General features: G+C 69.0%; 8 protein-coding genes. 5 read left to right on the forward strand and 3 right to left on the reverse strand.

Annotated features, from left to right (window positions below; translation table 11 throughout):
* The first annotated feature begins 7 nt into the window (after nt 1-7).
* Nucleotides 8-1,858, forward strand: a complete 1,851-nt coding sequence (locus OG899_RS03050; protein WP_406310893.1) for a coagulation factor 5/8 type domain-containing protein — start codon at nt 8-10, stop codon at nt 1,856-1,858.
* A 54-nt stretch (nt 1,859-1,912) separates the two neighbouring features.
* On the opposite strand, the gene OG899_RS03055 is transcribed toward OG899_RS03050, so the two are convergent.
* Nucleotides 1,913-2,440, reverse strand: coding sequence for a hypothetical protein (locus OG899_RS03055; protein ID WP_406310894.1), 528 nt, complete (start codon nt 2,438-2,440; stop codon nt 1,913-1,915).
* Nucleotides 2,441-2,574: 134 nt separating this feature from the next.
* The gene (locus OG899_RS03060) at nt 2,575-3,801 is read right to left on the reverse strand and encodes a DNA sulfur modification protein DndB (protein WP_189428093.1); all 1,227 of its coding nucleotides are present in this window, start codon (nt 3,799-3,801) and stop codon (nt 2,575-2,577) included.
* Between the two features lie 274 nt (nt 3,802-4,075).
* On the opposite strand from OG899_RS03060, the gene OG899_RS03065 reads away from it, so the two are divergent.
* The 4 genes from OG899_RS03065 to OG899_RS03080 all read left to right on the forward strand — a co-directional run bounded on the left by OG899_RS03065 (nt 4,076) and on the right by OG899_RS03080 (nt 12,808).
* Nucleotides 4,076-6,271, forward strand: coding sequence for an N-6 DNA methylase (locus OG899_RS03065; RefSeq protein ID WP_189428094.1), 2,196 nt, complete (start codon nt 4,076-4,078; stop codon nt 6,269-6,271).
* Nucleotides 6,272-6,375: 104 nt separating this feature from the next.
* A complete protein-coding gene (locus OG899_RS03070) occupies nt 6,376-8,367 on the forward strand; it encodes a class I SAM-dependent DNA methyltransferase (RefSeq protein ID WP_251506232.1) in 1,992 nt (663 codons plus the stop codon).
* An 80-nt stretch (nt 8,368-8,447) separates the two neighbouring features.
* Entirely contained in the window at nt 8,448-9,632 is a 1,185-nt protein-coding gene (locus OG899_RS03075; RefSeq protein WP_406310895.1) for a restriction endonuclease subunit S, read from the forward strand.
* The gene (locus tag OG899_RS03080; protein ID WP_406310896.1) at nt 9,629-12,808 is read left to right on the forward strand and encodes a type I restriction endonuclease subunit R; all 3,180 of its coding nucleotides are present in this window, start codon (nt 9,629-9,631) and stop codon (nt 12,806-12,808) included. Before OG899_RS03075 ends, OG899_RS03080 begins: the two co-directional genes overlap by 4 nt.
* 61 nt (nt 12,809-12,869) lie before the next feature.
* Here the strand turns inward: OG899_RS03080 and OG899_RS03085 are convergent, their stop codons facing one another.
* Nucleotides 12,870-13,100 carry a DUF397 domain-containing protein gene (locus tag OG899_RS03085; RefSeq protein ID WP_373296064.1) on the reverse strand — a complete coding sequence of 77 codons (231 nt, stop codon included), beginning with the start codon at nt 13,098-13,100 and terminating at the stop codon, nt 12,870-12,872.
* Nucleotides 13,101-13,109: the final 9 nt, after the last annotated feature.

Raw genomic sequence — 13,109 nt, forward strand, 5'->3', positions numbered from 1 at the left:
AGCCGCCATGTCCTCCGACTCCCCCACACCCGGCCGCACCGACGGCTCCGCCGGCCGCCCCATGCCGCCCGGCGCCCTCGGCCGACGGGCCGTCCTGGCCTCCGCCGCGGCCGCTCCCCTGCTGGCGGGCCTGACGGCCGCACCGGCATCCGCGCAGGACGACGCCGCCCGCGGCACCGCGCGCACCACCGCCCGCACCGGCACCCGCGCCCTGCAGGGCGGCGGCGACCTCGGCCCCAACGTGTACGTCTTCGACCCGTCCACGCCCGACATCCAGGCCACACTGGACGACATCTTCCGCCGCCAGGAGTCGGACCAGTTCGGCACCGGCCGTTACGCCCTGCTGTTCAAACCCGGCACCTACCAGGGGCTGAACGCCCAGATCGGCTTCTACACCTCCATCGCCGGCCTCGGCCTGTCCCCCGACGACACCACCATCAACGGCGACGTCACGGTGGACGCGGGCTGGTTCGACGGCAACGCCACCCAGAACTTCTGGCGTTCGGCGGAGAACCTGGCCCTGGTCCCGGTCAGCGGCAGCAACCGCTGGGCCGTCGCCCAGGCCGCCCCGTTCCGCCGCATGCATGTGCGCGGCGACCTGAATCTCGCCCCCTCCGGCTACGGCTGGGCCAGCGGCGGCTACGTCGCCGACAGCCGCATCGACGGCCAGGTCACCCCGTACTCCCAGCAGCAGTGGTACACCCGCGACAGCGCGGTCGGCGGCTGGAGCAACGGCGTGTGGAACATGGTGTTCTCCGGCGTCGAGGGCGCCCCCGCGCAGGGCTTCCCCGACCCGCCGTACACCACGCTCGACACCACCCCCGTCTCCCGTGAGAAGCCGTTCCTCCACCTCGACGGCGACGAGTTCCGCGTGTTCCTGCCGGAGAAGCGGACCGACGCCCGGGGTGTGTCCTGGGGCAACGGAACCCCGCGCGGCACCTCGCTGCCGCTCACGCAGTTCTACGTCGCCCAGCCCGGCGTGACGGCCGCGACCCTCAACCAGGCACTGGAGCAGGGCCTGCACCTGCTGCTCACCCCGGGCGTCTACCACGTGGACGAGCCCATCCGGATCGACCGCGCGGGCACCGTCGTGCTCGGCCTGGGCTATGCCACCATCGTCCCGGACAACGGCACCACCGCGGTCCGGGTCGCCGACGTGGACGGCGTCCGCCTCGCCGGCTTCCTCATCGACGCCGGCCCGGTCAACTCCGAGACGCTGCTGGAGGTCGGCCCCCAGGGCGCCTCCCAGGACCACTCGGCCGACCCGATCACGGTGCAGGACGTCTTCGTCCGCATCGGCGGCGCGGGCGCCGGCAAGGCCACCACCAGCATGGTGATCAACAGCCGGCACACCATCGTCGACCACACCTGGGTGTGGCGCGCCGACCACGGCACGGGCGTCGGCTGGGACACCAACCGCGCCGACTACGGCGTCGTCGTCAACGGCGACGACGTGCTGTGCACCGGCCTGTTCGTCGAGCACTTCAACAAGTACGACGTGCAGTGGAACGGCGAACGCGGCCGCACGATCTTCTTCCAGAACGAGAAGGCCTACGACGCCCCGAACCAGGCGGCCGTCCAGGACGGCTCGGTCCGCGGCTACGCGGCCTACAAGGTCGGCGACGCCGTCACCGAGCACGAGGGCTGGGGCCTGGGCAGCTACTGCTACTACAACGTCGACCCGACCATCGTCCAGGACCACGGCTTCGCCGCCCCGAACCGCCCGGGCGTGACGTTCCACGACCTGCTCGTGGTCTCCCTCAGCGGCAACGGCCAGTTCGCCCACGTCATCAACGACACCGGCGCCCCGACCTCGGGCACGGACACGGTGCCGTCGACCGTGGTGTCGTATCCGTGAGGGGTGGCCCTTCCCCCGGAGGGAAGGGCCACACTTCTCGCGAGCCCCGGCGGCTCAGCCCACCTTCTTCCACTCCTGGCACCGGTTGGTCTTGAAGTACTCGCCCTGGTGCAGGGTCACGCGCCCAGGTCCCTGGAGGTTGTTGTTGGCGATGATGGAGCCGAACTCGCCGCTGGCGTCCTTGGCGCGCTCCCAGTAGCAGCCGAATCCGCCCTCGGGCCCGGCCGTCCGGTAGGTCCCGGCCTCGATGTCCTCGCCGACGACGTACTCCCCCTCGCCCGAGAAGTGGTCCGCCGGGCCCTCCTTCTTGTCCTTGCCGGTGCTGTCGCCTGTCGTCTCGGTGACGGTCACCGTCGGCCGGGGCCCGGCCTCGGTGTCGTCCGTCGCTTTCGTTCCGGCGTCGGCCGAGCTGCCGTTGCTGCCGATGCCGACGCCGAGGGCCAGGGAGATCAGGGCGACCGCTCCGTACTGCAGCCACCGCTTGCGACTGCGCGGAGGCCGGCCGGGGCCGGTGGGTGTGCCGGGCCCGAGGGGGCCGTTCGGTCCGTGGCCGGACTGCGGTCGGGGTGTGCGCATGGTCATGAACGTGCTCCGTTTCAGTGGTGTGGAGTGCGGGATACGTGGTGCCCGGAGTGACGGGCCGACCCGTCGTCGTGCGGGGACGCCTGGGGGCGGCACGGGTGGCGCCTTCGCGGTGCGGTGGGTCCGCGGGCCGGTCACAGCCCCCGGATGCGGCGGCCGTTCTCGGTGGCCGGGTAGAGGATCGCGTCGGCCACACGGCCTCCGGAGTCCTTCACCCCACCGCTGAAGTTGAGCCGCCCCGAAGAGCCGGTCTTGGCGGCGACGCCGTCCCAGTAGGCCGCCTGCCGCTCCCAGCGGATGCCCGCGAGCATCTGGTCCAGTTCCTCGGTGCTGATGCGGGACGCCGGGTCGCTCCACGGCAGGGTGTGATGGACGGCGATGCCGAGGCCGGCGAGGACCGCGGGGGCCGTGATGGCGCTGCGGCGCGCGAAGTGGGGGAAGTGCTCGGAGACGAGCCGGGCCAGGACCGGGACGACCAGGGTCTCGGCCTCCTCCGGCCGGACGCCGGCGGGCAGTTCGTCCTCGTACACCGACTCCGCCGACCGTGCGAGTCCGCTGCGACCGAAGAGGGCGGTCACCACGAGGGAGCGCAGCGCGGACAGGGTGACCACCTCGCGGTCCGATGCGGACACCTGTCGCTTGCTGGAGTTGACCAGCCGGGCGAACGGCACGCACCGGCCGTCGACGTCCACCTTGACGGAGTCCGCGACCAGGTGTGCGAGGCGGGTTCCGAAGTCCCGCTGGTCCATGGACATGGCGAGGTTCTTCGCGACGGCCACGCCCTGCACGTTGCGGTCGTAGAAGATCTGCCGGGCGTCCGACGGGGCCAGGTCGATGTAGAGCTCGAACGGCACGCGCACCCGGGCGAGTTCCGGATACGTCAGCCCGTAGGGCTCCGGGTCGTCGTACAGGTCGTGCCAGGCGGTGGTCTGGGTCTCGCCGTCTATGGCGATCACCAGGGTGCCGGGCGTGATCGTCAGCGTGCGCAGGCCGGTGCCCGGCACGAGTTCGTCGCCGATCGCGCTCAGCGGGCCGGCGTGCCACAGAGTGATGGGCGGCGTGGACCAGGCCGCGCCCAGCTCGCCCTTCAGCCCGGCCGCGATGTACTCGGCGTACGGCCCGACGTTCTTCCCCTTCTGCGACGACTTCAACGTCCGCTGCACGGTCGCCCGCAGCTCGGCGTGCCGGCGCACGAGCCCGGAGGCCGTCTTGAGCCGCCGCGGATCCTCCTCCGTGCGAGGCGACGGCACGAGCTGGACGAGTGTGGGAACGGACATCGTCCCGATCACGGCGTCGTCGCGGAACGGCATGACGGTGAGCTGGGTTCCTTCGACGACGCCGGTCGGCATGGTGAGGCGCATGGTCTCCCCCCGGAGTTCTGTGAGCAGGAGTTGTGTGAGCAGCAGTTCTGCGAGCAGGCGGGTTCGATGCCCGCCGGGACGAGGAGCTTTGGGTGTCACGGCGGCACGCCAGGGCGGCAGCAGCCGACACCGCACGAAGGCCTTGTCGGCAGGCACTGCGACTGGAAACGGAAACAGATAAGCACAGCCGTGAAAGCGTCGTCAATCACGTTGAGGCGCTTGACAGGCGCTGTAGGTTGTTGACGTTCACTTCCAAGACACCAGGACCGTGCCCATGCCACAGCCATCCGCGCAGGTGACCGCTGCCGAGATCTCCCGTATCGCCGGAGTCACTCGTGCAACGGTCAGCAACTGGCGTCGTCGGCACCCCGACTTCCCGGCGCCGTCCGGCGGCACGGACAGCAGCCCGCTGTACGACCTCCAGGCCGTCCGTGCCTGGCTCGCGTCCCGCGGACACGCATCGGCGGCCAGCCCGCCGGAGGAACTCAGGACGACCCTCCGTCTCCACGCGCCGGGCGGCACCTCCGGCACCGGCACCGCGGATCTGCTGCTGCTCACCCTGGCCGCCGCACGCCGGCCGGCCGAGGAGCTCACCATCACGGAACAGCTGCCGGACACCGACCTGGCGGCCCGGGCGGAGCGCGACGTCGCCGCCTTGCCCGACGCCGTACCCGGCGCGCACGACGTCCACTTCCGGCCGGCCGACGCGCCCGTGCTCCGCGCGCTGTACGCCTGTGTCCGGGACGCGGGGGGCCGTGCCGCGGCCGACGTCCTGGCGGAGCGGGACCTGGAGGACAGTGCCGCGAGCGGTACCTACCGCACGCCGGCACCTCTCGCCGACCTGCTGGCCCAGCTGCTCCCGGGCACCCCGTCACGTGTCCTGGACCCGGCCTGCGGCAGCGGCACCCTGCTGGCGGCCGCAGCCCGCCGGGGCGCCGGAGAGTTGTACGGGCAGGACATGCTGCCGGTACAGGTCCGCCGCAGTGCGGTGGAGCTGATGCTCACGGCGCCGGAGGCCACGGTCACCGTGCGCGCCGCCGACAGCCTCCGCGCGGACGCGTTTCCTGATCTGTTCGCGGACGCGGTGCTGTGCAACCCGCCGTACGGCGTGCGGGACTGGGGCCACGACGAGCTGGCCTACGACCCGCGGTGGGCGTACGGCGTCCCCGCCCGCGCCGAGTCCGAGCTGGCCTGGGTGCAGCACGCTCTCTCCCATGTCACACCGGGCGGTCATGCGGTCCTGCTGTTGCCGCCGGCCACGGCGAGCCGCTCCTCGGGCCGGCGCATCCGCACCGAGCTGGTCCGCAGCGGTGCGCTGCGCGCGGTGATCGCCCTCCCGACCGGGGCCTCGGTGCCACTCCACATCGGGCTGCAGATCTGGATTCTGCAGCGCCCGGAACCCGGCGGCCCGGAACGCCGGTCCGTGCTGTTCGTGGACACGGCGGCGTCGGCGTCCGAGCCGACGGGCCCTGCCGGTACGGCCGCCACGACACGGACGCGCGGCAGCAGCCGTTCCGCCTCGGTGGACTGGGCCGTGATCAGCCGGCGGGCGCTGAGGGCATGGCAGGCATTCACGAAGGACCCGGAAACTTTCGAGGGCGAGCCCGGGGTGGCACGCGCGGTCACAGTGGTCGATCTGCTGGACGACGTGGTGGACCTCGCCCCGGCCCGTCTCGTACGGGCGTCGCGGGCCGAGGTGGACCCGGCGGCGCTCGCCGCGAAGGCCGAGGCGGCACGGCAGGACCTGGTGACCACCGCGAAGGCCCTCGGCCGCGCCGCCGGCTACGACGACTGGAGCGCGGCCGGCGACTCCGCGCGCCAGTGGCGTACGGCCACGGTGGCGGACCTGGCCCGCGGAGGTGCGCTCAGCGTGCTGCGCACCGGACCCGAGAGCGGGCGCGGGCGCACGGACGACCGTGCCGGCGAGGCGGCGCCGGTCGCCGGCCGGCCGGTCCTCACCGCGTCGGATATCGCCGACGGGGTGGCAGCGACCGGGAGCGAGGCCGACCTGCATGCGGAGGCCGCGCCCGTGATCGCGGCCGGCGACGTGCTCGTGCGGGCGGTGCCCGGCGGCCACGGCCCGATGGCCCGGGTCGCCGGCGAGGAGGAAAGCGGGGCGCTGCTCGGCCTCCACATCCACCTCTTCCGCCCGGACCCGGCGCGCCTGGACGCATGGTTCCTCGCCGGGTTCCTCGGCGCGGAGGAGAACATCGCGGGCGCATCGACGGGCAGCACGGTGCGCACGGTGAACCCCGGCCGACTGCGCGTCCCCCTGCTGCCGCTGCAGGAGCAGCGGCGGTACGGGGAGGCGTTCCGGCGGGTGCACGCACTGCGCGCGGAAGCGCAGCGCGCGACACGGCTGGCGGAGCAGACGGCCCGGCTGCTGGCCGGCGGCCTCACCGGCGGCCAGCTGCTCCCGACGGGGGAGCCGGCAGCAGGTGACACCGAGGGTGACGTTTCACCCCGCTAGACACACGGCCTCCGCACATAGACCACAATCGGCAGACCGTCCCCGTCGGCGCACTGACCGGGACGGTGGGGTTTGGGACATTCAGGAAGGATCCGGGGATCCCATTGGACAGCAGTAAGCACACGGAGTTGGCGAACCACGCGTGGTCCGTCGCCGATCTCCTGCGGGGGGACTACAAGCAGTCCGAGTACGGCAAGGTCATCCTGCCGTTCACGGTGCTGCGGCGCCTGGAATGCGTGCTGGAACCGACCCGCGAGAAGGTCGCCGAGATCGCGGACCAGTACAAGGACGGCGACATCGACCCGGACCGCTTCCTGCGCCGGGCCTCGGGCCACTCCTTCTACAACCGGTCCCGTCTCACCCTGAAGAAGATCGCCGCGGACCCGCAGAACGCGGCGAAAAACCTCCAGAGGTACGTGGGGGCGTTCTCGGACAACGCGCGGGCCGTGCTGGACCGCTTCGAGTTCGCCCAGCAGGTCAGACGGCTGGACGGCGCGGGACTGCTCTACCAGGTCATCGGCAAGTTCACCGACCTGGACCTGCGCCCCGAGGTCGTGCCCAACCACAACATGGGCTACATCTTCGAGGAGCTGATCCGCCGCTTCGCGGAGCAGTCGAACGAGACGGCCGGTGAGCACTTCACACCGCGCGAGGTCATCCGGCTGATGGTGCAGCTCCTGGTCGCCCCGGACGGCGACGCGCTGCACCTCCCGGGTGTGGTGCGCACGGTCCTCGACCCGGCCTGCGGCACCGGCGGCATGCTCTCGGCGATGGACGACCTCATCAAGGAGCTGAACCCGGACGCCACCGTGGAGGTGTTCGGGCAGGAGCTGAACCCGGAGTCCTGGGCGATCTGCCGGTCCGACCTCATGATCAAGGGGCAGAACCCGGAGAACATCGCCTTCGGCAACTCCTTCTCCGACGACGGACACGCCCGCAAGACCTTCGACTACATGCTGGCCAACCCGCCGTTCGGCGTGGACTGGAAGAAGGTCAAGGACGAGGTCGAGCACGAGCACAAGACGCTCGGCGACGCCGGCCGTTTCGGCGCGGGCCTGCCGCGCATCAACGACGGTTCCCTGCTGTTCCTCCAGCACATGATCTCGAAGATGAAGCCGGTCGACGTCAACGGCGGGGGCGGCTCGCGCATCGCCATCGTCTTCAACGGCTCGCCGCTCTTCACCGGCGCCGCCGGCTCCGGCGAATCGGAGATCCGCCGCTGGATCCTGGAGAACGACTGGCTGGAGGGCATCGTCGCCCTGCCGGACCAGCTCTTCTACAACACCGGCATCTCGACGTACTTCTGGATCCTGACGAACAGGAAGAGCCCGGACCACAAGGGCAAGGTCGTGCTGCTGGACGCGCGCGACCAGTGGCAGAAGATGCGCAAGTCGCTGGGCGACAAGCGTAAAGAGCTGGGCCAGGAGCACATCGCCACGGTGGTCAAGCTCTACGGCGAGGCCCTGGCCGTAGCGGGTGACCCCGAGCACCCGCTGCACAGCAAGGTGAAGGTCTTCCGGAACGAGGACTTCGGCTACCAGCGGATCACGGTCGAGCGCCCGCTGAAGCTGCGGTTCGAGATCACGGAGGAGACGCTGGCGGCGCTGGAAAAGTCCAAGGCGATCCAGAAGCTGCCGCAGGCCCCGCTTCTGGCGGACGCCTTCAAGTCCCTGACGGGTACAAGCTGGAGCACCAAGCAGGAGGCCTGGCTCGCACTGAAGGACGCGGTGGTCCAGGCCGGCGGGACCTGGCCCACGGGGGCGTCGTTCAACAAGGCGCTGCGAGAGGTCGTCGGCGTCCGCGACCCGGAGGGCGAGGTGCAACTCGTCAAGGGCGAGCCGGAGCCGGACCCGGAGCTCCGGGACTACGAGAACGTGCCGCTGGACGAGGACGTCGAGGAGTACCTGAAGCGGGAGGTCCACCCGCACGTGCCGGACGCGTGGATCGATCACAGCAAGACGAAGATCGGGTACGAGATTCCGTTCACGCGGCACTTTTATGTGTACAAGCCGCCGCGGCCACTCGCGGAGATCGACGCGGAGTTGAAGGCGTTGGAGGCGGAGATTCAGGGGCTGTTGGGGGAGGTTACGGAATGAGGCGCACAACAACTGTGCGTAGCGCCGCTGACGTCACTCTAGGGCGTCAGCGCACACCGCAGCACGACTTCGGATCTCACATGGTTCCCTATTTGCGAGCCGCCAACGTGAAAGATGGGGTTCTTGACCTGACGGATGTCAAGTCAATGAACTTCACCCCCGCGGAACAGCAACTTTTCTCCCTCCGCGCTGGCGACGTCCTTGTCACCGAAGGAAGCGGCAGCCTAAGATCCGTAGGTGCCTCGGCGGTATGGCAGGGAGAAATCGACGGAGTCGTTTGTTTCCAAAACACCCTCCTGAGGATGCGACCTCGCGCGGGCACCACTGACGGACGTTTCCTCGCATGGTGGACCCGATCAGCTTTCGCGAGTGGACTCTTTGCTTCTATTGCGACGGGCGCAAACATCTATCACATCAGCGCTGAGCGCGTCCGGGCATTGCCTATCGAGCTTCCCCCCTTGGAGGAGCAGCGCCGCATCGCCGACTTCCTCGATGCCGAGACCGCCCGAATTGATGAGTTGACCCGTCTACAGGGCCTTGTGATGGACAAGCTCGACGAACGGGAAAGAGCACAACTAGACTCAATGATCGACGACCTCGTGGGGCAGTGGGGGACCGTCCCTCTTAGACGATTCCTTCGCGGTGTCGATCAGGGAACAAGTCCCCAAGCCGAAGCCTCTCCTGCTGACCCCCATGAATGGGGTGTCCTTAAGGTCAGCTGTCTACGCCCGGGGCGGTTCTTCCCGGGCGAGAACAAGCGTCTTCCTCTCGACCTGGAACCCGACGTCAGGCACGAGGTACGGGAAGGGGACCTTCTGATCACCCGAGCGAACACACCGCAGCTCGTCGGTTCGGCCGCGGTCGTACCCCGGACTCGGGGAAAGCTCCTCCTCTCGGACAAGATTTTCCGGGTGCGCCTCGACCAGCGCGTCACCGCAGCATTCGTAGCGACGGTGGCACGTGGAAGCAGGATTCGTGACCTGTGCGCCGCATCCTCGAACGGAGCCTCTCAGTCCATGGCCAACATCCGTTTTGATGAGGTCAAAGCCTGGCCCCTCCCAGACGCGCCCCTCGACGCGCAGCACGATCTGGTCCGGCGCGTCGACCGGCAACGTTCGGTCGTGGATGGTCTTCGCTCCAAGATCAAACAGCAGGCTCAACTACTCACTGAACGCCGCCAGTCCCTCATCACCGCCGCCGTAACCGGTCAGTTCGACGTCACCACCGCCAGTGGCCGCAACGTAACCGAAGGAGTCGCCGTATGAGCCCCGTGCACGACGAGTCCGCTTTCGGGTCTCACATCGTTGCCGCCCTCTGCGAGCGGGGCTGGCGGGAGGCGAATCCCGAGGACTACCAGCCCGAACTCGGGCTCGACACCAACGAGCTCTACGACTTTATCCGCGAGACCCAGCCCGACGAGTGGAACGAACTGCTCACCGTTTACGGCGGCGACCCCAACGAAGCTCAGCGCGGTTTCGCGCGGCGCCTCGACCGGGCCATCGCCGAGGACGGGTTACTCGCGGTGCTCCGGAACGGCGTGAAGGACCGCGGGGTCCGTATCCACGTCGCCTACTTCAAGCCGAACCTGATCTCGGCCGACTCGGTCCTCGACGGCTACCGCGCCAACCGCCTCACCGTCGTCCGCGAACTCCCCTACGCCACCAAGCAGACCGACCGGGGCCACCGTCTCGACCTCACCCTGTTCCTCAACGGCATCCCGGTCGCCACGGCCGAGCTGAAGAATCCGCTCACCGGGCAGGGTGTCGAGCAGGCCAAGGAGCAGTACCGGACCGACCGCGACCCGACCGAGCTGATCTTCACGCGTCGTGTCATCGCGAACTTTGCCGTCGACCCGGACCTCGTCTTCGTCGCCACGCAACTGCGCGGGAAAAGAACCCAGTTCCTGCCCTTCAACACCGGGTCGAATGGACCCGGCCAGCTCGGCGGAGCCGGCAACCCGCCGGCCACCCCCGGCGCCTACGCCACTTCCTACCTCTGGGAGGAGGTCTGGCAGCGGGACAACTGGCTGGATCTCCTTCAGCGTTTCGTGCACCAGCAGAAGCGCAAGACGCCCGGCGGCGGCACCACCAAGTCGACGATCTTCCCCCGCTTCCACCAGTGGGATGTGGTGCGCAAGCTGACCGCGCACGCGGCCACGCACGGCGCCGGCCACAACTACCTGATCATGGCGTCCGCGGGCTCCGGCAAGTCGAACACCATCGGCTGGCTCAGCCACCGCCTGAGCGACCTGCACGCCGACACCAACCCGAGCGCCCTCGACCCGGAAGCCGTCGCCGACCGCCGCATCACCCCTGGCGAGCCGGTCTTCGACAAGGTCATCGTCATCACCGACCGCCGCAACCTGGACGCTCAGCTCCGGGAGACCGTCGGCAGCTTCTCGCAGACGGACGGCCTGGTGGTCAAGGTCGACGAGAAGCACGGCGCCAAGAGCGAGCAGCTCGCCCGTGCCCTCTCCCGGGACACCGGGAAGATCGTCACGGTCACCCTGCACTCGTTCCCTGCGCTGCTCGACTACATGAAGCGCAACCCCACCGAGATCCAGGGCAGCCGCTTCGCCATCATCGTGGACGAGGCGCACTCCTCCCAGTCCGGGGACGCCGCCACCGCCGTGAAGTCCGCGCTGCGCGATCTCGGTCTGGACGCGGACTCCGACGACGAAGGCGCGACCACGGTCACCGTGGACGACAAGCTGAAGGCGAAGGCCATCGAGCGCTCGCGCGCCGCGAACCTCTCCTACTTCGCCTTCACCGCCACACCCAAGGCGAAGACGCTCGAACTCTTCGGCACGGAATGCACGGAGAACGGCAAGACCGTTTACCGTCCCTTCCACACCTACTCGATGCGCCAGGCCATCGAGGAAGGCTTCATCCTCGACCCGCTGCGCAACTACGTCACCTACAAGACCTACTGGAAGCTGGTGAACCAGAACCCGGACGAGAAGGAGGTCGACCCCTCCAGGGCGAACTCTCTCCTCGCCCGGTTCGCGCTCACCCACGAGCACACCGTCTCCCAGCACGCCCAGGTGATCGTCGAGCACTTCGTCACTCACACCCGCGGCCGGCTGGGCGGTCGCGCCAAGGCTATGGTGGTCACGGCCTCCCGCCTCTCGGCGGTGCAGATGGCCCGCGCCATCCGCAGTTACATCAAGGACCGCGACTACCACATCAAGTACCCGGACCTGGGTGTGCTCGTCGCCTTCTCCGGGCCCCTCACCATCGACGGCGAGGAGACCACCGAGAGCAAGGAGAACGGCGGTCTTCCCGAGAGCGCACTGCCCAAGGCCTTCGCCTACACCCGTGCCGACGACAAAGCCGTCAAGGCCGGCGGCAAGGGGCAGCAGGAGTACCGGATCCTGGTCGTCGCCGTGAAGTACCAGACCGGGTTCGATCAGCCGCTTCTGACGACGATGTACGTCAACAAGAAGTTGACCGGTATCTCCGCCGTGCAGACGCTCTCCCGGCTCAACCGCACCGCGGAACGCAAGTCTCAGGCCGACCTGGCTGTGCTGGACTTCGTCAACGAGGCCGAGGACATCCAGGACGCCTTCCGCCCGTACTTCGAGGAGGCGCACACCCTGCCCTCCGACCCCAACCTCCTCTACACGGCCCAGAGCCGCGTCATGTCCGCCCCGGTCATCTCCGAGCAGGACATGGACGAGTTCGTCGCCGCGTACTTCGAAGCAGAGGAGAAGGCCGGCGGCTCCCAGTCCAAGTGGGAGAAGCTGCACGCCGAGCTGTACCGGCTCCTGTCCCCCGCCGTCACCCGCTTCACTCACCTGCTGGAAAGCGAGGACGAGGACGACGTGGAGACCGCCGAGGACTTCCGGGCCAATCTCCACGACTACGTCCGCAAGTACGGCTTCCTCGCGCAGATCGTCCCGTACCACGACCCCGAGCTGGAACGGCTGTACCTCTACGGGCGCTACCTCCTCAACCGGCTGCCGCGCCGCGCGGACGGTGGCGTCGACATAGGAGAGATCGACCTCAGTCACCTGCGCCTCGAGAAGACCGGCGAGCACGATGTGTCTCTCCGGCCCGAGGGCTCCGCCGAGCTGAAGGGCTTCGGTGACGGGGTGGGCGGCGCCAAGGACGCCGAGAAGTCACTGCTGTCGAAACTGATCGAGCAGTTCAACGCCAAGTTCGGCACGGACTTCAGGGACGAGGACGTCCTCCCGGCCTTCAACGCCACGAAGGAGGACCCGAAGGTCCGGGCCGCCGCACTCGTCAACGACGAGACAAACTTCGGCATCGTCTGGGACAAGAAGTTCGAGGAGAACATGATGGACCATGTCTCCACGATCGCGACGCTCGGCAAGCGGTACTTCGGCACGGACCGCGACTTCAAGTCCAGTCTCGACCGCAGCGCCCGCCGCGCGGCCTGGCGGATGATCCGCCGGGAGGAGGGACTGGAGGACATCTGAGCCGGTCGGGGCCCGGTAAGACGTGCGCGCACCGGGCCCCGGCACCTCCCAGCGGATCAGCTCATCGTCCTGCGGCCATCCGCACGAAGCCGGCCCACGCTGCGTAGCCGAAGGACAACTCGGCCTCTGCCGGCCGTTTCGAATCCCGGACGTGGACAACGTCCGCTACGGCAGCTACTTCCACGCATTCACCACCGCCACCGGTGCTGTAGCTGCTCTTGAACCAGGCGGCTTCTGGCACGCCATGCGCGACGCGGACGCTCATGGTCTCCCCGAGAATGTCTCGACACATAGTGAGGAC

The sequence above is a fragment of the Streptomyces thermoviolaceus genome (assembly GCF_045209695.1).
Classification (GTDB): Bacteria; Actinomycetota; Actinomycetes; order Streptomycetales; family Streptomycetaceae; genus Streptomyces; species Streptomyces thermoviolaceus.

Coding starts and splice junctions, on each gene's coding strand:
- OG899_RS03085 (WP_373296064.1), bottom strand. CDS start 13,100: ATGTGTCGAGACATTCTCGGGGAGACCATGAGCGTCCGCGTCGCGCAT.
- OG899_RS03060 (WP_189428093.1), bottom strand. CDS start 3,801: ATGCGCCTCACCATGCCGACCGGCGTCGTCGAAGGAACCCAGCTCACC.
- OG899_RS03050 (WP_406310893.1), top strand. CDS start 8: ATGTCCTCCGACTCCCCCACACCCGGCCGCACCGACGGCTCCGCCGGC.
- OG899_RS03055 (WP_406310894.1), bottom strand. CDS start 2,440: ATGACCATGCGCACACCCCGACCGCAGTCCGGCCACGGACCGAACGGC.
- OG899_RS03080 (WP_406310896.1), top strand. CDS start 9,629: ATGAGCCCCGTGCACGACGAGTCCGCTTTCGGGTCTCACATCGTTGCC.
- OG899_RS03065 (WP_189428094.1), top strand. CDS start 4,076: ATGCCACAGCCATCCGCGCAGGTGACCGCTGCCGAGATCTCCCGTATC.
- OG899_RS03075 (WP_406310895.1), top strand. CDS start 8,448: ATGGTTCCCTATTTGCGAGCCGCCAACGTGAAAGATGGGGTTCTTGAC.